The 25,300-nt window shown below is 39.2% G+C and carries 22 protein-coding genes and 8 tRNA genes; 23 read left to right on the top strand and 7 right to left on the bottom strand.

What is annotated here, in order from left to right; genetic code table 11:
• Positions 1–148: 148 nt before the first annotated feature.
• The 5 genes from rsfS to leuS form a co-directional block, all read right to left on the bottom strand.
• The gene (gene rsfS, locus ASU03_RS09540; protein ID WP_057831609.1) at positions 149–469 is read right to left on the bottom strand and encodes a ribosome silencing factor; all 321 of its coding nucleotides are present in this window, start codon (positions 467–469) and stop codon (positions 149–151) included.
• 93 nt (positions 470–562) lie between these two features.
• Complete coding sequence (gene nadD, locus ASU03_RS09535) at positions 563–1,246, bottom strand: nicotinate-nucleotide adenylyltransferase (protein WP_057831608.1); 684 nt, start codon at positions 1,244–1,246, stop codon at positions 563–565.
• Positions 1,247–1,251: 5 nt separating this feature from the next.
• Positions 1,252–2,316, bottom strand: a complete 1,065-nt coding sequence (holA, locus tag ASU03_RS09530; protein ID WP_057831607.1) for a DNA polymerase III subunit delta — start codon at positions 2,314–2,316, stop codon at positions 1,252–1,254.
• Between the two features lie 65 nt (positions 2,317–2,381).
• Positions 2,382–2,900: an LPS-assembly lipoprotein LptE gene (locus ASU03_RS09525; protein WP_057831606.1), complete on the bottom strand. Its 519-nt coding sequence runs from the start codon at positions 2,898–2,900 to the stop codon at positions 2,382–2,384.
• A 15-nt stretch (positions 2,901–2,915) separates the two neighbouring features.
• Positions 2,916–5,510, bottom strand: coding sequence for a leucine--tRNA ligase (leuS, locus tag ASU03_RS09520; protein WP_057831648.1), 2,595 nt, complete (start codon positions 5,508–5,510; stop codon positions 2,916–2,918).
• Between the two features lie 196 nt (positions 5,511–5,706).
• Here leuS and ASU03_RS09515 point away from each other — a divergent pair, with 196 nt between their 5' ends.
• The 20 genes from ASU03_RS09515 (at position 5,707) to ASU03_RS09425 (ending at position 20,426) form a co-directional block, all read left to right on the top strand.
• A complete protein-coding gene (locus ASU03_RS09515; RefSeq protein WP_057831605.1) occupies positions 5,707–6,192 on the top strand; it encodes a zinc ribbon-containing protein in 486 nt (161 codons plus the stop codon).
• A gap of 147 nt (positions 6,193–6,339) precedes the next feature.
• Positions 6,340–8,757: a Lon protease family protein gene (locus ASU03_RS09510; RefSeq protein WP_057831604.1), complete on the top strand. Its 2,418-nt coding sequence runs from the start codon at positions 6,340–6,342 to the stop codon at positions 8,755–8,757.
• 132 nt (positions 8,758–8,889) lie between these two features.
• Entirely contained in the window at positions 8,890–9,495 is a 606-nt protein-coding gene (locus tag ASU03_RS09505; protein WP_057831603.1) for a hypothetical protein, read from the top strand.
• A 401-nt stretch (positions 9,496–9,896) separates the two neighbouring features.
• Positions 9,897–11,729, top strand: a complete 1,833-nt coding sequence (locus ASU03_RS09500) for a DEAD/DEAH box helicase (protein ID WP_057831602.1) — start codon at positions 9,897–9,899, stop codon at positions 11,727–11,729.
• 203 nt (positions 11,730–11,932) lie between these two features.
• Complete coding sequence (gene ybgC / locus ASU03_RS09495; RefSeq protein ID WP_057831601.1) at positions 11,933–12,367, top strand: tol-pal system-associated acyl-CoA thioesterase; 435 nt, start codon at positions 11,933–11,935, stop codon at positions 12,365–12,367.
• Positions 12,357–13,049 (top strand): protein TolQ, encoded by a 693-nt coding sequence (gene tolQ / locus ASU03_RS09490; protein ID WP_057831600.1) that lies wholly within the window; start codon positions 12,357–12,359, stop codon positions 13,047–13,049. The genes ybgC and tolQ overlap by 11 nt, the downstream gene beginning before the upstream one ends.
• Before the next feature lie 2 nt (positions 13,050–13,051).
• Positions 13,052–13,477 (top strand): protein TolR, encoded by a 426-nt coding sequence (tolR, locus tag ASU03_RS09485; RefSeq protein WP_057831599.1) that lies wholly within the window; start codon positions 13,052–13,054, stop codon positions 13,475–13,477.
• A 1-nt stretch (position 13,478) separates the two neighbouring features.
• The gene (gene tolA, locus ASU03_RS09480) at positions 13,479–14,423 is read left to right on the top strand and encodes a cell envelope integrity protein TolA (protein WP_057831598.1); all 945 of its coding nucleotides are present in this window, start codon (positions 13,479–13,481) and stop codon (positions 14,421–14,423) included.
• Positions 14,424–14,535: 112 nt separating this feature from the next.
• Positions 14,536–15,885, top strand: a complete 1,350-nt coding sequence (gene tolB / locus ASU03_RS09475) for a Tol-Pal system beta propeller repeat protein TolB (RefSeq protein ID WP_057831597.1) — start codon at positions 14,536–14,538, stop codon at positions 15,883–15,885.
• 57 nt (positions 15,886–15,942) lie between these two features.
• Positions 15,943–16,497: a peptidoglycan-associated lipoprotein Pal gene (pal, locus tag ASU03_RS09470; protein WP_057831596.1), complete on the top strand. Its 555-nt coding sequence runs from the start codon at positions 15,943–15,945 to the stop codon at positions 16,495–16,497.
• Between the two features lie 43 nt (positions 16,498–16,540).
• Positions 16,541–17,332, top strand: a complete 792-nt coding sequence (gene ybgF, locus ASU03_RS09465) for a tol-pal system protein YbgF (protein ID WP_057831595.1) — start codon at positions 16,541–16,543, stop codon at positions 17,330–17,332.
• Between the two features lie 172 nt (positions 17,333–17,504).
• Positions 17,505–17,580 (top strand) — tRNA-Lys (locus tag ASU03_RS09460).
• A 113-nt stretch (positions 17,581–17,693) separates the two neighbouring features.
• A tRNA-Lys gene (locus tag ASU03_RS09455) sits at positions 17,694–17,769 on the top strand.
• Positions 17,770–17,805: 36 nt separating this feature from the next.
• Positions 17,806–17,881 (top strand) — tRNA-Lys (locus ASU03_RS09450).
• Between the two features lie 113 nt (positions 17,882–17,994).
• Positions 17,995–18,070 (top strand) — tRNA-Lys (locus ASU03_RS09445).
• 110 nt (positions 18,071–18,180) lie between these two features.
• Positions 18,181–18,256 (top strand) — tRNA-Lys (locus ASU03_RS09440).
• Positions 18,257–18,291: 35 nt separating this feature from the next.
• Positions 18,292–18,367, top strand: a tRNA-Lys gene (locus tag ASU03_RS09435).
• A gap of 161 nt (positions 18,368–18,528) precedes the next feature.
• Positions 18,529–18,656 (top strand) — tRNA-Met (locus ASU03_RS20725).
• A gap of 270 nt (positions 18,657–18,926) precedes the next feature.
• On the top strand, positions 18,927–19,985 hold the full coding sequence (nadA, locus tag ASU03_RS09430) for a quinolinate synthase NadA (protein ID WP_057831594.1): 1,059 nt from the start codon (positions 18,927–18,929) through the stop codon (positions 19,983–19,985).
• A 351-nt stretch (positions 19,986–20,336) separates the two neighbouring features.
• A tRNA-Ser gene (locus tag ASU03_RS09425) sits at positions 20,337–20,426 on the top strand.
• A 101-nt stretch (positions 20,427–20,527) separates the two neighbouring features.
• Here ASU03_RS09425 and ASU03_RS09420 read toward each other — a convergent pair.
• Together ASU03_RS09420 and ASU03_RS09415 are read right to left on the bottom strand one after the other, a co-directional pair.
• Positions 20,528–21,952 carry a sensor histidine kinase gene (locus ASU03_RS09420; protein ID WP_057831593.1) on the bottom strand — a complete coding sequence of 475 codons (1,425 nt, stop codon included), beginning with the start codon at positions 21,950–21,952 and terminating at the stop codon, positions 20,528–20,530.
• Positions 21,953–21,954: 2 nt separating this feature from the next.
• Positions 21,955–22,683, bottom strand: coding sequence for a response regulator transcription factor (locus tag ASU03_RS09415; protein ID WP_057831592.1), 729 nt, complete (start codon positions 22,681–22,683; stop codon positions 21,955–21,957).
• 232 nt (positions 22,684–22,915) lie between these two features.
• On the opposite strand from ASU03_RS09415, the gene ASU03_RS09410 reads away from it, so the two are divergent.
• The 3 genes from ASU03_RS09410 to ASU03_RS09395 all read left to right on the top strand — a co-directional run bounded on the left by ASU03_RS09410 (position 22,916) and on the right by ASU03_RS09395 (position 25,276).
• A complete protein-coding gene (locus ASU03_RS09410) occupies positions 22,916–23,374 on the top strand; it encodes a Spy/CpxP family protein refolding chaperone (RefSeq protein WP_057831591.1) in 459 nt (152 codons plus the stop codon).
• Positions 23,375–23,596: 222 nt separating this feature from the next.
• Entirely contained in the window at positions 23,597–24,217 is a 621-nt protein-coding gene (locus tag ASU03_RS09405) for a PEP-CTERM sorting domain-containing protein (RefSeq protein WP_057831590.1), read from the top strand.
• 297 nt (positions 24,218–24,514) lie between these two features.
• Entirely contained in the window at positions 24,515–25,276 is a 762-nt protein-coding gene (locus ASU03_RS09395) for a CHASE3 domain-containing protein (RefSeq protein WP_082627227.1), read from the top strand.
• Positions 25,277–25,300: the final 24 nt, after the last annotated feature.

The following is a 25,300-nucleotide window of genomic DNA, read 5'->3' as shown; positions in this document are numbered from 1 at the left end:
TCTTTGTTCGGTTAAAACTAACGCGCTGCAAAGTAGACTCAAGCGAAATGCTACTGAAAAAAGTAACGAGAGCTGGCGGTTGACCGAGGACAGTACGTCCTCTCGTTTAAAACCCACTCGCACTCGTTTTTTCATTAAGCAAAGTTAACTATTCTGCCCAAAGCTGCTCTAGGTTATATTTATCACGCTGTTCATCCGTCATTACATGAACAATGATATCGCCTAAGTCGACTAATGCCCACTCACCAACATCGAGACCTTCCATACCACGCGGCTCTTGGCCTTGAGCTCGATACTCAATAGCTACCGATTGCGCAATAGATTTTACATGGCGTTTTGAATTACCTGAACAAATAATCATGTAATCAGCAAAGCTTGCTTTGTCGCTAATATTAAGGGCGATGATATCTCTGCCTTTCATGTCTTCAAGTGTTTTTATGACAAATGCTTTAAGTTGTTCAGTTTGCAAGGTGTTATTCCTATCGTTAATCGTAACGTTTGAGCTGCTCTTTACGAGCAACAATACATAATATTGCAATATTAACACTTTTTACGCTCAGGGTTAACGGTAAAGCTTATTTTTGTGAATAAATTCTGCTATTGCCGGTAGTAGCTGCTGCTGACAACTTTGTTGATGCGCTAAACGTTGACGAATTTGTGTTGATGAAATATCAAAGAAATTCGCTTGGGCAAAAAAAATATTACCGGATGTTTTACAAGATAACTGTGTAATATCAGTTGTTTGATAATTAGCGAGCAACTTTTTTGTGGCCTCATTAAACTGTGCCATGGGGTAGTTAGGCCGGGTATTAACCACTAGGTGACAAAGGGTTAATATGTGCTGATATTGATACCAGGAGGTAAAACTCATCAGTGAGTCCATACCAATTATAAAATAAAGGGGTTGCTCAGGGTACTGCAGCTTTAACTCTTTCAGGGTATCAACAGTGTAAGAGTGGCCAGCACGTTTTACTTCTCGTTGATCACAGCTAAATAGTCTACTGTCCAGGCAAGCAATTTCTACCATAGCAGCGCGTTGCTCAGCACTGGCATTGGGCACAAGCTCTGCTGAGGCTTTATGGGGGGGGATATGGGCAGGAATTAACAGTACCTTAGTTAAACCCAATTCATTGGCAACCGCTTGCGCTGATTGAGTGTGCCCTAAGTGGATTGGATCAAAAGTACCGCCTAAAATACCGATACCCTTAGTCATAGCAAGCGTTGCTGAAGTCATGTCACTAGTCATCAGTATTAGCCATAGTTAAGGCTAAAGGCGGCAGTTTTTTCGCCGTGATACACAGTGATACACAAGTCAGCTAACAAGATAAAAACATTAAATTCGCTGCTGGTTTTACTTAATAAATCTATATCTGCAATACGACTGATGGCACGTTTTATGTTATCAAGTTTGATGTGAGTTAAGGCATGTTGGTACAAGGGTTTACGCTTGTCCCAAATACGATATTGTTTATAAATATTAGCAAGACTCTCACCTTGAGCCAATTGAGTTAGCATAGTGTAGAGCTGGTTTACTTCTTTATGGAAAACCCAAATTAATTGTGCGGGTGCCATGCCTTCTTGCTGTAGTTGATCGAGCATAACGATACATTTTGCGCAATCTCCTCTAAGTAAGGCATCGATAACTTGAAAGGGGTTAAACTTTGCTTGTTTTAGTATTAACGGCTCGGCTTGCTCAATGCTGATGGGTTGTGAGCCAAATACTAAAGCAAGTTTATCTAGCTCTTGGGCAAGGGCGAGTAAATTACCTTCATAAAGTTCAATAAGTAGCGCGTTTAACTCGCTAGATATATTAACGTGCCGCTGTCTGGTTTGATTATTCAACCATTGCGGCATGGCTTTTAATTCAATATCGTACAAGGGTAAATAGCAGCCTAATTGCGATAGACTCTTAAACCACTTTCGATTAGCACTCGCCGCATCAAGTTTTGCGCCGTGAAATATGAACATTACATCTTGTGGGGCATGGGCACCCGTGAAGTCTTGTGTTAATCGTTCTGCTAAAGCTAATAAGGTTTTATTACCTGAATCGCCTACTTTTACCGTAGTTAACTCCACTTCAATGATACGTTGACTGGCAAAAAGACTTAACGCTTGATACTCATCAAGTAATTGTTGCCAGTCAAAGCTGGCGTCACTGCTAAAACGAATAACTTCACTAAAACCTTGGTTTTTTGCATGAGCTTTAATAACCGCTAGGCTATTATCTTTTTGCCAAGGCTCATCACCAAAAACCAACCAAACAGGTTTTAACCCCTGTCGTAAGGTATTGTCTAGCTGGTTATGGTAAATTTTCATAAATACCCTAGGTAAGTTTACAGTAACGGGATTTTTAACAAAATCGCTTTGCTAATAACAAATAACTAACGTTGGATTCTTGCTAAATCACGTAGTATTTTATCGGCCGCTGATGTTCTCATTTCACTCAACAATAATGATAACTCGCGACTTTTTGCTAGGGCGAGGTTAGGATCGTCTTGATAATCGCGATAGAGTTCAAAGCGAAAATCTAGCGCATCTTCGCCGGTAAAGCGTACTTGATAATGCACTGAATAAATCAATTCATATTCTGCCACCTGACCGTTAGAAAATACTGATAAGGTTCGTCTATCTAATTTATCAGCAAGAATACGTAATTCAGGAATGTCAGTTTTAGCGTGCTTTAATACGTTAACTTGGTTGCGAGTTAAACTGAGTTTAACTAAGCGAGTTAATTCACCGTGCACATCACTTGAACTAAGGTAAAGTGTTTGCAACTCATCGTCGAGTAAATAATCACCGCGAAGTTGAAAACCACAAGCAGACAATAAGCTTGTGGTTAACAGAGCGATAGCTAATTTTCTAAAGGTTAAGCTTTTAATGACAAGGCTTAATTTAGTCATTGGGCATTTACCACGTTAATTAGCGACAATATTAAGTAACTTACCTGGGATATAAATAACTTTTCGTACCGTTTTACCCGTGGTAAATTTCAACACGTTTACATCATTTAAAGCCAGTGTTTCAACCTCTTCTTTACTGGCATCAATAGCAACGGTGATTTTTGCCCGTAACTTGCCGTTCACTTGTACCACAATCAATTTTTCATCTTCAACGAGAGCACTTTGGTCAACGACTGGCCAGCTGACATCTTCAACATGTAAGTCGCTACCGCCAACCGCTTGCCATAAGTGATGACATACATGCGGGGTGATAGGTGTTAGCATTAACACCACAGCACGAATAGCTTCTTGCATTACCGCTTTATCTTCAGCGCTTTCAAGTTTAGCTTTGCCTAAGTGATTCATTAACTCCATGATGGCAGCAATAGCCGTGTTAAAGGTATTACGACGACCTATATCATCGGTTACTTTTGCAATGGTTTTATGTAACTCACGACGTAACTTCTTCTGGTCACTGTTTAAGGTTAAGCCAGTAATATCAGCCACGGGGGTATCCGTGGTCATTTCAACGAAATCATGGGCTAATTTATAAACACGTTTAACAAAACGATACGCGCCTTCGACACCGGCATCAGACCATTCTAAAGTTTGCTCTGGTGGTGAAGTGAACATGATAAATAAACGCACGGTATCAGCACCGTATTTTTCAATCACTTTTTGTGGGTCAATACCGTTATTTTTCGATTTAGACATCTTGCTCATGCCAGCAGATAATACTGGCTGACCATCAAGTTTACTTATTGCTGAAGTAACATGACCTTTATCGTCACGCTCTAATACTTCAACATCAGTTGGTGCAATCCAATCTTTCGCGCCATTGTCAGCTTCACGGTAATAAGTTTCAGCTAATACCATGCCTTGACATAACAGCTTTTTAAACGGTTCATCGCCTTTTACTAGCCCGAAATCACGTAATAATTTATGGAAAAAACGTGAATATAACAAATGTAAAATAGCATGCTCAATACCACCAATATATTGATCGACCGGTAACCAATAGTTGGCCTTTTCTGGATCAATCATTTGGCTATCGTCATTGGGTGAACAGTAACGCGCGTAATACCAAGATGATTCCATAAAGGTATCAAAGGTGTCAGTTTCACGTAAAGCGTCTTCGCCATTATAGGTGGTTTTTGCCCAAGCAGAATTATCTTTAATAGGTGAGGTAACACCATCCATTACCACATCTTCTGGTAATACTACCGGCAGTTCAGATTCAGGTACAGGGACAGACTCACCATTAGCAAGGTTGATCATTGGAATAGGTGTACCCCAATAACGTTGACGAGAAACGCCCCAGTCACGCAAACGGTACTTTGTGGTAACTTTACCTTTATTTTCACGGATCAATTTATCGCTAATGGCTTTAGATGCTTGTTCAAAATCTAAACCATCGAACTCACCAGAATTAATTAAGGTCGATTTTTCTGTGATAGCGGCTTTGCTAATATCATCAGACTCTTGACCAGCAATTACTTGCTCTATGGCTAAGCCATATTTAGTGGCAAACTCATAATCGCGTTGATCATGACCGGGTACTGACATAACTGCACCTGAGCCATAATCCATTAAGACAAAGTTAGCCGCCCAAACAGGAACTAACTTACCCGTAATAGGGTGAATAGCTTTAAGACCGGTATCGACACCTTTCTTTTCCATTGTTGCCATGTCGGCTTCAGTGGTTTTACTGTTTTTACATTCAGCAATAAAAGCCGCTAAATCGGCATTGTCTTTTGCTGCTGCTAGCGCTAATGGATGCTGCGCGGCGAGCGCTACATAGGTAACACCCATTAAGGTATCAGGTCGGGTGGTGTAAATATCAAAACTTTCTGTTGAATCTGCAAGCACAAAAGTCATCTCAACACCTTGCGAACGACCAATCCAGTTGCGCTGCATGGTTTTTACTTGCTCAGGCCATTCAGTTAACTGATCTAAGTCATCGAGTAATTCTTCGGCGTAATCGGTAATTTTGATAAACCATTGTGGAATTTCTTTACGCTCGACAATAGCGCCTGAACGCCAGCCACGACCGTCAATCACTTGCTCGTTTGCTAGCACAGTTTGATCAACGGGATCCCAATTGACGGTAGAATTTTTCTTATAAACTAAACCTTTTTCATAAAGCTTAGTGAAGAACCACTGTTCCCAGCGGTAATAATCTTTTTTACATGTTGTTAACTCTCGAGACCAGTCATAAGAAAAACCTAATGATTGTAATTGGTTACGCATATAATCAATGTTTTCATAGGTCCATTTAGCGGGTGCGGTTTTATTTTTAATGGCGGCATTTTCAGCGGGTAAACCAAAAGCATCCCAACCCATAGGCTGCATAACATTTTTGCCCTGCATACGTTGGTAGCGAGAAATAACATCACCTAAGCTGTAATTACGCACATGTCCCATGTGTAACCGACCACTTGGGTAAGGGAACATAGCTAAACAATAAAACTTTTCTTTGTCAGGGTCTTCGGTCGCTTTAAATGTGTTGTTATCAGTCCAAAATTTTTGTACTGTTGCTTCAATCGCTTGATGATTATAAATGGCTTCCATTAAGGTTTTCTCGAATGCTTTTAAGGTGTTACCAGCTTGCTTACTACCCAAGGGGAATTTGCATGAATAGTGAATAAACCAATGTTAGATTATCGCAGTAGAATACCTTATCTCGTTGGGTAACAACAAGCATATATTTCAACTTTTCCTATACTTGAATTTATAGTGAAAGTAATACGCGTGAGGGAGAATACTAATGTCACATCAAAATGATTACTTTGCTGATATCTACAAAAGTCTCAATAACTGGTTAGTCTCAGTAAAAGCTGAGCAAAAGCCACACATTGATGAGTTTATTAAACAGGCAAAGTTGTATGCTAATGCCGCTGAAGCTATGTCTGAAGAAAAGCTAAAACAATTTACCGATAATTTAAAATATGATCTCCATGATTTTTATCAATTAAATCGCTCACAAGCCAAACATTCGCTCTACTTGGGTTTATTAAATGAAAGCCTTTGGGATACTCTTGCCAAGTTAACCGATAAATCACAAGTGGAATGGGCAGAGCTTATTGAAGACTTTAATCATGATGGTTTATACAAAAGTGGTGACTTCATTGGCTTTGGTGAGCTGCAATGTCAACAATGCGATGAAAAAATAACTATTTTGCATTTTAGTGAAATTGGTGACTGTGTTCATTGTGGCTCAACAGACTTTATTCGTCTGCCCCTCAACCCTTAGTTTTATAATCAACTTGTTAGCCTAAATGTTTGCCAGTACACTAGCGCAATTTCCGATACCTTAATTCGATGCAATGATTTCCAAATATTAGCGTCGATTCGTTATTTATTAGACTCGTTATTTAATAACGCTCTTTAAAGGATTTATATGACTAAAACTTTTACTTCCCTTGCAGATCAAACCCGTATTGGGGTAGATGATCTAACGTCTCCCTTGTCAGCTTCATTATTTTCCGATAATCAAAAATCAGCCAGTACCGCCCTTGATGCTGACTCACAAGGCTTTGTTGGCCATGAACGGGCCAAAGAGGCCTTAGCATTCGGTTTATCAATGTCGACCATAGGTTTTAATGTTTTTGCTATGGGTGAACACGGCACGGGGCGACAAACATTAATTAAGCAAATGTTAACCTCGCTGGCCACTGAGAAAAAAGCACCTGATGAATGGTGCTACATCAATAATTTTGATGAAAGCCATATTCCATTAACCTTGTCCCTTAAACCTGGCGAAGGTAAGCAATTATTAGTCAGCATGAATAAGTTTATTGATGGTTTACTCAGTTTATTCCCTGATGTTTTCGATAACCCAGGTTACCAAAGACAAAAATCAGCCATTGATAGGGAGTTTAATAAAAAATACGATCAGGCCATTGGTATTGTGGAAGACGCCGCCTTAAAAGATAACGTGGTTTTATATGAAGAAAATGGCGAATTGGGCTTCTCGCCTTTGGTTGACGGTAAACCCTTAAGTGATAAAGAATTTGCTAATTTAAAGGAAACAGAACGAACCAAGTTTTATCAACTACTGAGCGTGTTAGAGAATGTTCTTTCTGAGCAATTATTAGAATTACCACTGTGGAAACGGCTGTCTTTTGAACAATTAAGAAAACTTAAAAATGATACCGCTGAAAAAGCCATTAAACCTTATTTAACTGAATTAGAAAAATCGTTTAGTAATAATCAAGATGTATTGAAATATTTAGAGACAGTAAAAAACCATGTAGTAGATGTGGTATTAGAGATTTTAGTCAGCGAATCTGATGATGCACCAACAGATAAAGAGTTACGAAAATTGATGGTGGAGCGTTTTTTGCCCAATTTACTTGTGCCTCGTGATGAATCTCAAGGCGCTCCGGTCATTTATGAGCAAAACCCAAGCTATCAAAACCTATTTGGTCATGTCGATTTTGCTAGCTTTCAAGGCAGTAGTTATACGAGTTATCGTTTAATCAGACCTGGTGCTTTACATAAGGCTAATGGCGGCTATTTATTATTAGATGCCGATAAAGTGTTAAGCCAACCTATGGTGTGGTCGCGCTTAAAACTTGCCTTGAAAACTCAGCAAATTACCATTGAAAATCCTCATTCGGAATATAGTCAGCCAAATGGCTATAGCTTGCAGCCAGAAAAAATCCCTCTGCAGGTTAAAGTGGTACTACTTGGTGATGCCGAAATTTATTATACCTTACAAGATTATGATCAAGAGTTTACTGAACTTTTTCGGGTGTTAGCTGATTTTGATCGCCATCTCGATAAAACAGATAGTAATTTAATTGCTTTTGGTCGTTTAATAAGGCGACGTGCTGAGCAATATAATTACCCCGAGGTTAGTAATGAAGCCGTATTAGAGCTAGTTCGTTATGCACTAAGACGCGGTGAACATAAATACAAAATTTCAGCCAATATAGTGCAAGTAAATGATTTACTCGATGAAGCAAATTATTGCTGGCAACAGCAAGGCGCTACGGGTAATTTAACCGCACAGCATATTGCTTTGGCACAAGCGGCTAAAAAACGTCGTATTGGTCGAATCAGTGAAACCTGGCTCAGTGAAATTAAAGAGCGGCAAGTTTTAATCAATACAGAAGGGGAGTGCCTCGCTAAGGTAAATGGTTTAACTGTATTAGAAATAGGTGATAGTGTTTTTGGTACCCCAGCTCGTATAACCGCAACCGTTTATGCGGGTAGTGAAGGCGTAACCGATATTGAAGGAGAGGTAGATTTAGGCAAGTCTATTCATTCAAAAGGGGTTTTACTGTTAACGGGATATTTAGGCCATAAATACGGGCAAAATTTTCCGGTAAATATTTCCGCTAATATTGCCATAGAACAATCCTATGGCCATATTGATGGTGATAGTGCCTCAATGGCTGAACTTTGTGCACTTATCTCTGCCATTACCTTATTACCGATAGATCAAAGCCTCGCGATAACAGGTTCCATTAATCAACATGGTGAAGTGCAATCTATTGGCGGTGTTAATGAGAAAATAGAAGGCTTCTTCCAGTTGTGCCAAGACAAAGGTTTAACTGGAAACCAAGGGGTCATCATTCCACAAACCAATGTTATTAATTTAATGCTTAATGATGAGGTGATAGCGGCGGTTACTCGCGGTGAATTTTCCATCTATGCCGTTGAAACTATTGATCAAGCACTGGAACTCTTAATGAAAGTTGATGCCGGTGTTATTAGTCGAACTGGGCGCTATCCACGTAAATCTATTCATGGTTTAGCCCTTGATAAACTCAAAAACTTTGCCGATTTACTTAATGGTGCTGAGGAATAAATGGCGCCGAAGAGTAATCTTATTTGTATTCATGCCTAGTGGAAATATAAGCTTCGGTAGCTCAATAATTGCACTGTGTCCAGGTTTTTGTTATGGTATTTTACCTAACAAAACCTGCGGCATGACATTTAAATGGAATTCTCGACGGAAGAATTGGATTTTTTCAATAATATTTTTACTAAAACATCAACTGATTGTATGGAGACTGGTACACAACACCAGCTCAGTACGCAGACAGATGTGCCTCAATCATTAAAACAAGTGTTAGTTGGCAGTAAATTAACACTATTAGCAGAAATTAGTCACTATCAATTATTGTTTCCTGTCTCACTATCACTGAATAAACAAGGTGAGTTCTCACCTAAGTTAGGTACTCCCGAAATAATTGATGTCAATGGTAGTGGCCGTAGTTGGCGAGTTAATACACCTAAAAATGTGGCAATCTTTGACGTATTTCATGAGCGAAAAATTGAAATTCTATCACTTTCTGCCACTGGGTTAACGTTAAAAATTGCTAGCTCCGAGGGTAAGATCTTAGATCTACAGCAGGCTTCATTAGAAATGAGCTTAGCGGGTGAAGAGCCGCTAAAACTCGAACTTGACTTGGTTCGACATGAAAAAAATGTTGTTGCCGCTAAATTTAAAGACTTACAACAAGGTCGGGAGGCATTAAGAACCTTTCTATTTAATTCACACAAAATCAAATACCCCAACCTATATCAAGACGTTATTTTATAAAGTTCTTGTTAATTGTATCGTTCTCTGTATAATGCGCGCCTCGATAACAAGGTGAATGTTTTTCACCTTAAGTTAGTCCGACGGCTTACTTATACTAATTATCAAATAGTTAAACAAATGTATAAGTATATCGAGATGAGTGGGGTTTTACCGCCCAATAGACTTGCCCAGCTAATTCGCCCCTAGAATTAGCAAGAAATATAGCGTCAAGAGCACGCTATATGCCTAAAGTCTTCCTGGTGGTTTCCTCGTATATTTACGCAGGTTAAGACTTAGCAATTTAAATCAAATGCTATATAAGTGCAGCTAATTAACAACCGTTAATTTAGCGGCATCTTTGTGATTGATTTTTAATATTGCTCCCAAGTAATATGCCTGCCTTGAGAAGATGAAAATTTATTATGACCGATCAAAGCAATACTGAAAATACCGAAAATACTGAAGCTGTTTCTTTTGATTCTTTAGGTTTACCTAAAGATTTATTATCAGCGATAACGTCTATCGGTTTCACCTCAGCAACTGATATTCAAGTACAAACTATTCCTCCGCTTTTAGCTGGTAAAGATGTTTTAGGTGAAGCGCAAACAGGTACAGGTAAAACCGCCGCTTTTGGCTTACCTGCACTAGCAAAAATAGATACTTCAATTAAAAAACCACAATTGATGGTTTTAGCACCAACACGTGAATTAGCAATGCAAGTTGCTGAAGCCATAGAATCTTTCGGTAAAAACATGAAAGGTTTACGTGTTGCTACCTTATATGGTGGTCAATCCTATGGACCACAATTTCAACAACTAGAACGTGGCGCACAAGTTGTTGTCGGTACTCCAGGTCGTTTAATGGACCATTTACGTCGTAAAAGCTTAAAATTAGATGACTTACGCGTCTGTGTATTAGATGAAGCCGATGAAATGTTAAACATGGGTTTCTTAGAAGATATCCAGTGGATTTTAGATCACTTACCAAAAGCCACACAAATGTGTTTGTTCTCGGCAACTATGCCACCAGCAATCAGAAAAATTGCTAACCGTTTCTTAAAAGATCCGGAGCATATAAAAATTGCAGCATTAAAAAAATCCAAAGCAAATATTACTCAATATGCATGGAAAGTTAGCGGCATTAGCAAAATGACGGCATTGGAGCGTATTGCTGAAACTGTTGAATTTGATGCCATGCTTATTTTTGTTCGTACACGTAATGATACCGTTGATGTTGCTGAAAAGTTAGAGCGTGCTGGTTATCCAGCACTAGCCTTAAATGGTGATATGAACCAAGCACAACGTGAACGTTGTATTACTCAAATGAAGTCGGGTCAATCGTCTATCTTAGTAGCAACCGACGTTGTTGCCCGTGGTTTAGATATCCCACGTATTTCTCATGTAATTAACTATGACTTGCCTGGTGATAACGAAGCGTATGTGCATCGCATTGGTCGTACCGGACGTGCAGGTCGTGAAGGCACGGCAATCTCATTTGTTCGTCCTCGTGAAATGTATTCATTACGTCACTATGAGCGTTTAACCTCTGGCACAGTGAATATGTATGAGTTACCAAATATTGAAGAACTTGGTAAAAAACGTATTGAACGTGCTCGTGTTGAAATTTCAACTATTGTCAGTGATAAAGACTTAACTAATATGCGCGAAATTATTGAAGCCATGGCTGCAGAGTCTGAGTTGTCAATGACTGATTTAGCCGCTGCTTTGTTATATCAAAAACAGTTAAAGCAACCACTACAGCCGAAAGAAGATCCTAAGCCGCGTCGAGATACTCGTGATTCTCGTGATAATAATCGCGACAGAAGCAGCCGAGATCGTAATGACCGCGGTGGTAGAGATAATCGTCGTGACGCCCGTAGTGATAGCCGTGGCGACCGAAATGGCAACCGTGGTTCACGTGATGACAGACCTCGTAAAGAAAAAGTAAACCGTAACGATGTCGATTGGCAGACTTACCGTCTTGAAGTAGGTAAAGATCATGGGGCACGTCCAGGTGATATTGTTGGTGCTATCGCCAACGAAATTTCACTTGATAGTAGCTATATTGGTGCGATTAACTTGCACGAGAAGCATACATTTGTACAATTGCCAAAAGGCATCCCGGCTGACTTGTTCAATCAATTGAAAAGTGTACGTGTTCGTCGTCAACCTCTTGCTATAACTACTTCAGACGAAGTTATTGTTAGCCAAAATCGTACCCCTCGTCGTGCTGAACGAGCGCCACGTAATAACTAGTTGATAATGACTTAATTGTCTTTTAAAAAGCGCCTGATGGCGCTTTTTTTGTTTTTTAATATAAGAAAAGTATTTTTATCACTTTTTATGCTAAATAATGTAAGTTTTTATCTCTGCCACCTTGTTTGCCTGTTGCTTTATCTATTACTATAGAGCCATCTCGCTTAAGTCATCAATCAACTACAAAATAATACCCATAGTATATGTCTGAAGAAGTCTCTAAATTATCAAAAGCAACAGCGCATCATTTCGCTATTCGGGTCTATTACGAAGATACGGATGCTGGCGGTATTGTCTATTATGCCAATTACTTAAAGTTTTTTGAGCGAGCACGTACCGAGTGGTTACGAGAAATAGGGATAAATCAACAAAGTTTTTTGCAACAAAAACTAGGTTTTGTGGTCAGAAAGGTTGAAATGGATAACCTAGCCTCAGCCAAGCTCGATGATTTACTTGAGGTAAAGACAACGATAATAACCTTGAAACGTGCCAGTTTAGTGTTTCAACAACAAATAACCAACCAAGCACAGCAAGTACTTTGTACCGCTAAAATACGTGTTGCTTGTGTTGACTTTAGCCAGCATAAACCCTGTGCTATTCCCAAAAAAATACTAGGAGCCTTTAAACGTGTCAGCTGAAATTTCCTTTTTTCGATTAGTCATAGAAGCAAGCATATTAGTGCAATTTGTTATGCTTGTTTTACTCATCTTCTCAATTATGTGCTGGGCAATGATATTCCAGCGGAGAAACGTACTGAAAACGGCCGAGTTAGCGTTAAAGGCGTTTGAAGATAAATTTTGGAGTGGTGCCGATTTAAGTAAGCTCTATAGTGATATCTCGGCTAAACCTCAAGTGCAAGGTATTGAAACCTTATTTATTGCCGGCTTTAAAGAATTTGCCCGATTAAGAAAAAGTCATATTGATAACCCACAAATTATTATCGATGGTACTTATCGTGCCATGCGTGTCGCATTATCCCGAGAAGTAGATAGTTTAGAGACCCACTTGCCCTTTATGGCAACCGTTGGCTCTATTAGTCCATATATTGGTTTATTTGGTACCGTGTGGGGTATCATGACTTCATTTATTGCTTTAGGTGCGGTAAAACAGGCGACACTTGCTATGGTGGCCCCCGGCATTGCCGAAGCATTAATCGCTACCGCCATGGGGCTTTTTGCTGCTATTCCTGCCGTCATTGCTTTTAACCGTTTTAGTCATAAAGTAGAAAAGCTGGAGAACAGCTATGGCAATTTTATGGATGAATTTTCAAGTATATTACAACGTCAATCCGCCGCTGAGCAATCTGCACGTAAGGCATAACTATGTACAAAAGAGTTAGACGCCGTATAGTGGCTGAAATTAATGTAGTACCCTATATCGATGTAATGTTGGTATTGCTAATTGTTTTTATGATTAGCACCCCGTTAATTACCCAAGGGGTTAAAGTTGACTTACCACAAGCGGACGCCGAGCCCTTAGATGAGCAAAGTAAAACGCCATTAGTGGCCAGTGTTGATGCGCAAGGACGGTATTACCTCACCGTCGGGGCCAACGATAAAGAACCTATGTCGGCAGAAGAAGTGGCAATATTAGTAAAAGCGCATCTAGCGATTGAACCGGGAACACCTGTGCTGGTAAATGGTGACGGCGCTGTTTCTTATAATGCGGTTATTCAACTTATGGTCTTGTTGCAAACTGTTGCCGGTGTGCCATCGATAGGTTTAATGACAGACTCTATAGGGGAATAGCGTGGCACAGCAACGAGCTTCAATTTTTACTGTTGAATCAGTTTACTTCAAAGCTATCTTGTTCAGTATTGCTTTACACCTAGTGTTACTTTTTGGCTTGTTTGCCGGGGATTTTTCCTCCATTCCCGAGCCGAAACCCACCCCGTCAGCACAAACTTTAGAGCCGATAAAAGCTGTGATTATCGACAAAGCAAAATTTGAACAAGCAATAAAGAGAATACAGCAACAAAAATCAGCACAACTTGATGCAGAGAAAAAACGTTTAAAGGCGGTAGAAAAACGGGCAACTGATGCCAAAAAACGTCGGACCAGAGAAGAAGCTCGTATCAAGAAATTAGAGCGTCAGCGTAAGCAAAAAGAACAAGAAAAAATTAAAGCGGATAAAGCGGCTAAGTTATCGAATGCAAAAGCGGCCAAGGCTGAAAAAATTCGTCAGCAAAAGGAGCAAGAAAAGCAAGCGGCTGAAAAAGCGGCTGCTGTTGCTCGCTCAAAGCGTTTAAAAGAAGAAGCTGCAGCTAAAAAAGTAGCAGAGCTTCGTCTTGAAAAAATTGCTGAACGTAAGAGACAAGAAATAGCCGCTAAAGAACAAGCAATTCAAGATGATATGTTAGCAAAACAAATGGCGGCTGAAATGGTAAGTCGTAATCAAGCTCGTCAGCAACAAGTGATGACCGAGATAGCACGGTATTCCGCCTTGATCACCCAGAGTATTAACCGTCATATGAGAAAAGATCGTAGCACCATGGCTGATAAGTCTTGTAAATTGACCATCAGTTTGGCGCCTTCAGGCTTTGTTACCGACGTTAAAGTGGGGCAAGGTGATAAAACGGTATGTGCTGCGGCTAAAAATGCTATTTATAAAGCGGGTACGTTACCTGTATCTAAAGATCCTGAAGTCTTTAAAGAAATGCGTCGATTAGCGGTAACCGTTGTACCTGAGTTTTAGCGTTCATTAGCGATAACGTGGTTATAAGTAGAGTATATTTAGTGCAGGACGTAGTTTTGCCCTAGGTATTACGTTAAAAGTGCATCTAGTTAAAAGGAATAAAATAGAGAACATGAGATTATTACCAAGCATACTAATCAGCGCACTTATAGTGTTGGCCTCACCTCGTGCGATGGCAGCATTAGAAATAGTCATTACCGGCGGCGTAGATAGTGCTCGTCCTATTGCTATAGTTCCTTTTCAATGGATGGGTAGTGGCGTCAGACCTGAGTCATTAGCACAGGTTATTAGTGATGATTTATTGCGCAGTGGTAAATTTAGTCCTATTGCAGCAAACAAATTTCCTGAGACTATTATTGATGAGAAAAATATTGATTACAGTGCTTGGGCTAGCTTGGGTGCTGAAGCCCTTGTTATTGGTCAAATCAAAGAAATTTCCATCGGCCGTTATCAAGTAAGCTACCAATTAGTTGATGTTATTCGCGGTCAAATTACCGGCGGTCAAACGTCAATGCTCAGTAATGGTAAACTGGTGCAAGCGCAAGATCATATTTTAGCGCAAAGCAGTGCCAATATTAATACTAACCAGGCTCGTCGTTATGCTCATAGTATTAGTAATGTTATCTATGAAAAACTCACCGGCACCAAAGGGGCCTTTTTAAGTAAAATTGCCTATATTATTGTTCGCGATCAAGGGAAATACCCATATCAACTCGCTTTTTCTGATTATGATGGTTTTAACGAACACGTCTTGTTAAGTTCTAAAGAACCACTAATGTCGCCCACCTGGCGACCAAATGGCGAGCAGTTGGCGTATGTTTCCTTTGAAAATCGTCAAGCACAAATACATACCATTGATATCTATACTGGTGAGCGAAAGCTGATCAGCTCATTTAAAGGCATAAACAGTGCGCCGCGTTTTTCTCCTGACGGCAAAAGTATGGCTATGGTATTGTCAAAAGATGGCAATCCTGATTTATATATTATGGAGTTAGCTACGATGAAATTACGTCGTATAACTCGTAATAGAGCTATTGATACTGAGCCAAGTTGGACCCCTGATGGTAAATCATTGATATTTAGTTCAGAACGGGGTGGAAAACCTCAGCTATATCGCGTAGATTTAGCCGGGGGAAAAGTAAGACGTTTGACATTTGATGGTGAAATGAACCTTGGAGGTTCAGTAACCCCTGATGGTAAACAGCTGATCATGGTCAATAGAACTCGCGGTAAATATCGTTTAGCGAAACAAGACTTAGCTTCAGGCTTATTCCAGGTACTAACCGAAACACGGTTAGATGAGTCGCCAAGTGTGTCACCTGATGGTGGTATGATCATATACAGTACCTTACATAATAATCGACAAGTGTTGGGTTTAGTGTCGGTAGATGGACGATTTAAAGCTAGATTGCCGGCACTTGATGGTCAAGTGAAGGCACCAGCCTGGTCGCCATTTTTATAATAATATACAAAAATCGAATGAACTTTTAATTTATATTTTAGAATAAAGGAAAATAAAATGCGCTTTAATAACATAGTAAAATGCTTAGCAATTGCTTTACCTCTTACCGTTTTGTCAGCTTGTAGCTCAAACTCAGATACAGATGAGCAAAGCCAAGTAGATACTAATGCCCAAGTTACTCAAAATGCTGAAGCCGCTCAAAAAGAGCAAGAAGCCGTACTCGTTACTGCTGCTAAACGTGCTGCAGAAATTGAAGAACAAAAACGTCAAGAGTTAGATACATTACGTGCAGAGCACATTGTTTATTTTGACTTTGATGTTTCAAATGTAAATGAGCAATTTTCAGCAATTTTAGATGCTCATGCTCAATTTTTGACTGCTAATTCAGAGGTTAAAATTTTAGTTGAAGGACATGCCGATGAACGTGGTACGCCAGAATACAACATCGCTTTAGGTGAACGTCGTGCTAAAGCTGTCGTTACTTATTTAGAAAATATGGGTGTTGCCGCTAGCCAAATTACTGTGGTTAGCTATGGTGAAGAAAAACCAATGCTTAAAGATCGTAGCGAAAATGCTTTTGCTAAAAACCGTCGTGCCGTATTAGTTTACTAATACTTACTAAGACTTAATACGTCTCAACTAAACAGGTAACTGAATGAAACTAAATAAAGTTTTATTTGGCATGATGATTACAGCTAGCGCCATGAGTGCGTTAGCTGTAGCTAAAGCGCCAGTCATTGATGTTAACGCTAATTCTATTGATTCTGCTGCATTGATAGAGCAATTAAGCACCTTGTCACGTAAGTTAGACTCACGTAATAAGGCGCAAGTAAATATTCAGCGTCAGTTGGACCAATTACAAAGCGAAGTCAATGAACTTCGTGGTATAACAGAATTACATACTCATAAATTAGGCCAAGTATTAGAGCGCCAACGAGAGCTTTATCAAGAAATTGATAGACGAGTCAATGAAGTACTTGCCTCAACCAGTAAGCCTGCTTCAGTGACTACTCGTCTTAGTACGAGTCTTAATACGGTAGTCAATGCGGGCAGTTATAGCGATAATTTAACTGAAAATGAAGCGTATGACCGTGCCCTTAATTTAGTGTTAAAGGATAAACGTTATCAGCAAGCTATTCTAGAATTTAAAGGCTTTAATAAGCACTTTCCAAATTCTAATTACGCACCCAATGCCCATTACTGGTTAGGTCAGTTGCTCTTTAATCAAGGGAAACTTGCCCAAGCAAGCCAAGAGTTTATCATTGTCGTTAACCAGCATAAAGGCTCATCTAAGCGTCCTGATGCGCTATTAAAACTTGCTATTGTTGCTCAAAAGCAAAATGATAATAAAAAAGCCATTGCTCGCTATCAGCAATTATTAAAAGAATACCCGGAATCAACTGCAGCAAAACTTGCCAAGCCCCGCTTAGCTAGTTTAACAAATTAAGCTAATTGGACAAAAATCACAGTTATTGGTTTTCGTTGTCGATAAAACTAGCGTATTGTTGAGAAAACGCACTAACAGAAAATAATATCGATAAAAATTGAATTTATTGTTGCACTTAAATATATTATGAGTATTATATGCCCCGCGTTGAGGCAGTGACTCAACACAACGTCGGCCGTTAGCTCAGCTGGTAGAGCAGTTGGCTTTTAACCAATTTGTCGAAGGTTCAAATCCTTCACGGCCGACCACTTTCTAATTCAATGTAATGACTTTATAAGTTGTTAAGCTGAGTTTGAATAAAAAGTCTCCCTATCGTAAATAGGTAGTGGAGCAAGTAGATTGTAAAATAGAAAACTTGAATCGGCCGTTAGCTCAGCTGGTAGAGCAGTTGGCTTTTAACCAATTTGTCGAAGGTTCAAATCCTTCACGGCCGACCAATTCAAGACTATTTATCGTTTACTCACAATTAGACACGGCCGTTAGCTCAGCTGGTAGAGCAGTTGGCTTTTAACCAATTTGTCGAAGGTTCAAATCCTTCACGGCCGACCACTTTCTAATTCAAAGTAATGACTTTATAAGTTGTTAAGTTGAGTTTGAATAAAAAGTCTCCTTATCGTAAATAGGTAGTGGAGCAAGTAAATTGTAAAATAGAAAATTTGACTCGGCCGTTAGCTCAGCTGGTAGAGCAGTTGGCTTTTAACCAATTTGTCGAAGGTTCAAATCCTTCACGGCCGACCACTTTCTAATTCAAAGTAATGACTTTAAAAGTTGTTAAGTTGAGTTTGAATAAAAAGTCTCCTTATCGTCATAGGTAGTGGAGCAAGTAAATGTAAAGTAGAAACTTGAATCGGCCGTTAGCTCAGCTGGTAGAGCAGTTGGCTTTTAACCAATTTGTCGAAGGTTCAAATCCTTCACGGCCGACCATTCAAGACTATTTATCGTTTACTCACAATTAGGCACGGCCGTTAGCTCAGCTGGTAGAGCAGTTGGCTTTTAACCAATTTGTCGAAGGTTCAAATCCTTCACGGCCGACCACTCCTAATTGATAACACTTACTGGTAATTCAAGTACTCATAATTCAAGCCAAGCTTTTAACCGTTAACTCAGTTAGCTCGAAGGTTCAAATTCTTCACGGCCGACCACTCCTAATTGAAAGCACTTACTCATAATTCAAGCCAAGCTTTTAACCGTTAACTCAGTTAGCTCGAAGGTTCAAATTCTTCACGGCCGACCACTCCTAATTGAAAGCACTTACTCATAATTCAAGCCAAGCTCTTAACCGTTAACCAGTTAGCTGAAGGTTCAAATCCTTCACGGCTGACCACTGCTAATACAGATAAAATCCCCAGCCCTACTAATAAATAAAAAATTATTACTTATAACTCCCTGAATAAAATTTAATACACCTCATTTACCCTAGCTAGCTTATTTAAGCCAATTTCACTCAGTTAAAACACTTTATTAACATGTCTTGATAGATAGCTGACAGTTACTCTATAGCGAAGCGGTTATACTGCTTATTCTATACTACACATTAGTAGCACTTTCCCTTATAATTACCGCGTTTGAACGTGTCCTGATTTAGAGAGAACCCATGAGTGTAAGTAATATCGCGGTAGATTTTGATTTTCAATTCCCAGCTAAGCCAAAGCCTTTAACAAATGATGAAAAGGCGCAATACATAAAGAAAATTAAACTGCTCTTAGTCGAAAAAAATGCCGTATTGGTTGCTCATTACTATACTGATCCTATAATTCAAGCGCTTGCCGAAGAAACGGGAGGCTGTGTTGCTGACTCTCTTGAAATGGCTCGTTTTGGTAAGCAACACTCAGCAGAAACATTAATCGTTGCTGGTGTTAAGTTTATGGGCGAAACGGCTAAAATTTTAACGCCCGAAAAAAGAGTATTGATGCCTGAACTGGAAGCAACTTGCTCATTAGACTTAGGTTGTCCCATTGAAGAGTTCTCAGCTTTTTGTGATCAGCACCCAGATCACACCGTGGTAGTTTATGCTAATACCTCTGCTGCCGTTAAAGCGCGAGCTGACTGGGTGGTTACTTCGAGTATAGCCTTAGAAATAGTCGATATGCTTGATAGTCAAGGTAAGCCGATTTTATGGGGTCCTGACCGTCACTTAGGTGCATATATAGAAAAAGAAACCGGTGCCAAAATGCTGATGTGGCAGGGCACTTGTATTGTCCATGATGAGTTTAAAGCCTCGGCACTACGTGACCTTAAGCTGCAATATCCGGATGCTGCGGTATTAGTACACCCTGAATCGCCTACCAATGTCATAGAGCTTGCTGATGCAGTGGGCTCTACTAGTCAGCTAATTCAAGCAAGTAAAGATATGCCGAATAAACATTTTATCGTCGCAACCGATAAAGGCATTTTTTATAAGATGGAACAAGCCAGCCCAGAAAAGACCTTTGTCGCTGCACCTACAGGCGGTAACGGCGCAACCTGTCGTAGTTGTGCTAATTGCCCTTGGATGGCAATGAATGGCTTGAAATCGATTCATGATGCGTTAGTAAGTCCAGTGGGTAAAGAAATAAACGTAGATGAAGACTTAGCTGAAAAAGCATTAATTCCGTTAAATAGAATGCTTAACTTTGCTGCTAAAAATAAGTTAAAAGTTAAAGGTAATACTTAGTTAGTCGCCTAGTTTATTCATTTCTTGGTATTTATGAATAAATAAACAGCAGTTAAACTGTTTTGCTCAAATTAAACAACAATTAAGCTAAAATAGCCTTGCACCTGTGCAGCTTTTTTTTTACCATAGCGCTTGTTAAATTGTAGTGCGCTAGCTGAGTGGTTGGTAAGTTGAATTGACACACATGGAAGAGTGTTTAGATTTACTCCCTAACGAGAGTTTAAATGCACACCATCACGTGTAGAGTTATTACTAAAAAAATAACTTAGAATGCTGAAAAAGAGATTGTTATACAGTAATTATACAATTTCGATAGACAGTTTTTTATACTATCGGGATTGAGAAAGTTTTGGAGAGTTGGCTGAGTGGTTTAAGGCGCTCGCTTGGAAAGCGAGTGAAGGTTTATCCCTTCCGTGAGTTCGAATCTCATGCTCTCCGCCATTATTAAAGGGTCTTAGATTAATATCTGAGACCCTTTTTTTAGACCTATTCGAAGAGGTCTTGATTAAAATCGACAATAGAAAGCTTGAATTTCTTCTTGTCTAGAATGACGTATTGCTTTTATTTTTATTCAATAATGCCGGTAATGTAATGGTTACTTTTAATCCTTCTTTTGGTTGGTTTTGTGCCAATATCTGACCTTGATGTAAATGGATAGCTTGCTGGGCAATGGCTAAGCCTAAACCTGTGCCACCGCTACTGCGTTCTCTACCATCAGCAACTCGAAAAAATGGCGTGAAAATTTTTGCTATCATATCACTTGGTACACCAGAACCCTGATCGACAACACTTAGCCTTATTTTCTCATCTTGCTGAGATAATGCTACCGTCACTACTTGTCCATTAGGCGAATATTTTATCGCATTATTTAATATGTTACTAATAGCACTGGCGAGCAGTTTACTGTCGGCGAAAAGGGTGCAGCTAACTAGCCCCTTTATCGCTATCGTGACATCTTTACTGGTAGCAAAGTATTGGCAATCATTAACAACCTGGGTGAGTAATGTCTTTAACTCTACCTCATCGACAGTAAAATTATTATGGCTATGCTCGAGTCTTGAGAGCGTGAGTACATCGGCTATCATTTCATCTAGACGGTCGACTTCAGTTTCACAACGGGTCAAATGTTTTTGTTGCTCAGCGCTATTGCCGATATTTTTTTCTGCTAAAGCGATGGCTAACTGTAAGCGCGTTAGTGGCGACCTTAGTTCATGGGAGACATCACCTAATAAACGTTGATGCGTGGTAATATTGTTTTCTAATTGCTGCGCCATTTGGTTAAAACTTCGTGCTAGATCACCAAATTCATCTGAGCGTTGATCAAATTTTGTGATGCGGGTTGCTAATTTACCGTCACCTAAGGCTTTACTGGCTTTTTGCAGTGCGATTAAGGGGCTAGTAAAACTTTTTGCTAGTAACCAGCAACACAAAAAACTAATAGCAAGCAACAAGATCAGACGCAAAGCAACCGGGAGTTGGTAGACCAAGCTAACCAAGCGTTTATGGTGTGGTTCACTGGCAATAAATAATTGAAACCATTGACCATTGAGCATCATAGGTTGCGAACTGGTCACTTGGGTAAAGGCAAAATCAATAGTGACTGGGTTCTCTAACGGGTGTCTTTTTAAATAGTTTTTTACTTTTGACCAAATACGCTGCCTTGGTGTATAGATATCGTTGGTACTTAGTCTTTTAAAAATTAAATACTGTTGATGTTTTTGGTGAAACTTATGCTGTATTTCCCTAAGTCTAATGTGCGATTTACCCGCCAGTTTCTGCTGGTAGTTTGTTAATAGCTTTAATTGCTCAGGGTTGGCTTGCTCCTGAGTGGGAGTATGCCTAAATTGTATGGTCACTAGGTAGCTGATCAGTACTGAGGTGAGAATGACCAGCCAAAACGCCAGAAAGAGCTTTAAGCTAATGCCTAAAGAAAAATTTTTATACCACTGTGATAATTGCTTGAGCATAGTTACTGTTCTCCTTGTAAAAACACATAACCCGCTCCGCGCACTGTTTTTATCTTATCTATTGGGTCAATAGCGAGTAGCTTTCTACGGACATTGCCGACATGCACATCGACAGTTCTATCATACGGGCTTAGTTTACGTTGTAACACTTGCTCGGATATTTCTGCTTTACTGAGAATTTTACCGTGATGTTTAAGCATATAAACCAGTACTAAATATTCAGTGCCCGTTAGTTCAAGTAATTTATTTCGACAAAATATTTCACGAGTCGCTTGGTTTATCCTGACCTGATTAATGAAAAGTTGCTCGGTCGGTTCATTTATCGCTGTGGTATTTTGGTTTTTTACAATGGCGATACGTCTAAAAATGGCATTTATACGTGCTAATAACTCTCTATGTTTGAACGGTTTTGCTAGGTAATCATCGGCACCTAACTCTAGGCCTAAAATTTCATCATTATCATCGCCTCTAGCTGTTAGCATTAAAATAGGGATTTTATGATTGCCTCCTAATGCTTTTAGCACTTCAAAGCCATTGAGTACTGGCATCATGACATCAAGTAAAATCAAATCAAAGCAGTCGTCAAATGCTTTCGCTAAACCACTGGCACCATCTAAACAATAGGTCACGCGGATGTCTTCGCAGGCAAGGTACTCAGTAAGTAGCTCGGCAAGTACATTATCACCATCTATCAGTAAAATGTGTTTAGTTTGCTCTGGCTGCGGGGTCATTTCAATGGCTTCTTTTTGAATGTTAAGCGGGGATCACCGTCGGTTGCACATTACTAGTTTACGTCATCTTAGCTAAGCAGAAAATAACTTTACATAGCTTTACACTGCCTTGCACTGTATTTGCAAAAAACCTCGATATACTAAAACAGAACTAAAACAGAACTAAAACTGAAGAGAACTAATGTTAGCTCTTTATCAATAAACTCATAATAGTTATCAAAGGAATCATCACATGAAAAATGTACTTAAAAATATTGCCATTGCCACGTCACTTTGTTCAGCGCTGGTTTTAACGCCGGTAAGTTTTGCTGGTAATGACAGTTCAACCCATCAAGCTGGCCATGATAAAAACCATCAGCAAATGAGTGAAAAAAAACTGGCTAAACTTAGCAAAAAACTGGGGTTGTCAGAGTCTCAACTAGTTGAGTTTAAGGCCCTTAAAAGTGAAGCGAAGATAGATATGCAAGCATTAAAGCCAGCAATGCTTGCTTTTCGAGAACAAGTTAAAACCTTAATGTCGGCAGAAAGCTTAGATGAACAAGCTTTTAGCCAATTACAAGCAAGTAACCAAGATGTGTTTGCGGCTATGGCGCTAATTAAGGCTAAGAGTAAGTTTGCCATGAAAAGTATCTTGACTAAGGAGCAACGTGAAAAATTTCGCACCATGAAAAATAAACGTTCACAGCGTTAAGATTTGAATTGTTTGAATTGTTTGAATTGTTTGAACTTTTTGAATTCAATAAAGGTGTCCGATAAATTTACACCTAGGTGAAAATTTAATAGCTTAAAATAATTTTGTGATACTAAGTTATTGTTTTTGATGTGTTAATTATTATTGGTCTGGTATTTGCATGTTGCGAGTAACTTTGTAATGTTATTATTAAAATAACAAACTCATTAATTAGGATGAAAAATGAATCTTTTAAAAATTGCTACGGTTGTTGGTTTAATGTCAATGGCAGGTTTTGCTCAAGCAACACCAATGGCAACTGGCCTTATTCAGGATGGCTCTACTTACAATAATACTAATGCTTTTCGTTTTACTAATACCTCTGACGCTGGTGAGAGTATTATTAAACTAGTATGGGATTTAAGTCCTATTAATGGTTTTTTTGATAGTTATGGCACTGCGCCAGGTACTCAACCTAAGCCGCTAACTTTAGGTAGTTTATCTGACAATGTTGGTCATCTTTTCCCCTCAAATTCAGCTCTTGATGGGTCTAGTATTTTAGAAATTTCATTCTTAAATTTTAGTGTTGGTGAAACGTTCACGTTTGGTGTTGATACCGATAAATTTAATGCCATTGACCAACCAGGCATTGATGGCAATCAATTTGTTGGCGCAACTGTTACCGCGTATTTTGATAATGGCTTAAAAACAGTCGGTACTTATACTTTATCGCAATTAGCCGGTTTTGGTACTGAAGTAAATATCTCTACGCTAACAACAGCGGTACCTGAGCCAGCTTCATTATTATTACTTGGTTTAGGTCTTGCAGGTATTGGTGCTTCTCGTCGTAAAAGTAAGCGCTAAACTGTAGTTTTAAACTATACGTCCTGTAAAATATACAAAATCCGACCGAGTGTCGGATTTTTTTATTCAGCTATTTCTTAACCCCCCTGTTAATTGAACATCACTCCTGGTATTGAGTTTATTCAAGGTAAAGTCAACTAAGCCATCAAATCCAATTAAGCCAATTAATCAATAGCATATTACTTTGCTAACCTTGCAAAATCCTAAAAAACCTGCCATTTTTACTAGCATTAAAATCAGTTTTTTTCGATTCTCACATCGATAAAAAAAGATAAACCTACGCCCGAGTAAATAACTTTGCCAGCTAATAACTTCTTAAAGCGTTTTAATTTATCAATACGCAATAAAATAATTTTGGGCTTTTGTGTACCTTTGTTGCTTATGGTGGTTATTTCTACGCTTTTATATGTGAGCACCGAGCGACAACATGCTACGGCTAAGTGGGTTGAGCATACCCATCAGGTTATTTCACAAGGGCATGAGTTAATAAAATTATTAGTGGATATGGAAACGGGTGAACGTGGTTTCCTTATCACAGGAAATTCATTGTTTTTAGAGCCCTTTGATAATGCACTAGAGGTTTGGTCAGCTAAAATAACTAATTTAACCGAGTTGGTTGCCGATAATCAAGATCAGGTAGAGCGATTAAATAAAATAGATGCCTTACAACAACAGTGGTTAACACAAGCTGCAGAGAAAGAAATAACGGCGAGAAGGCAGATAAATGATACTGAATTAGCGACTATGGAAAAAGTCATTCAGTTAATTGAAGCGCAAACGGGCAAAAATATTATTGATCGAATTAGGCAAATTAAACAGCAGTTTATTCAGGTAGAACAAAGGTTAATGACCGAGCGGCAACAGGCAGCAAGTCAAGCGATTAACCATGCTAAACTAGTGGTTTTAGTTGGCGGTGCATCAGCCGTTATGCTAGCAATATTAATTGCTTTGTACATAACCACTCAGCTTGTCAAAAACCTTAAAATTCTAGTAAGTAGCACCGAAAAAATATCAGAGGGCGACTATGACCATAAAATACAAGTAAACTCTCAAGATTAGTTTTCTTTACTTGCCGATAGTTTT

Source organism: Colwellia sp. TT2012 (assembly GCF_001440345.1).
GTDB lineage: Bacteria > Pseudomonadota > Gammaproteobacteria > Enterobacterales > Alteromonadaceae > Colwellia.
This window is presented reverse-complemented; position numbering and strand designations above follow the sequence as displayed.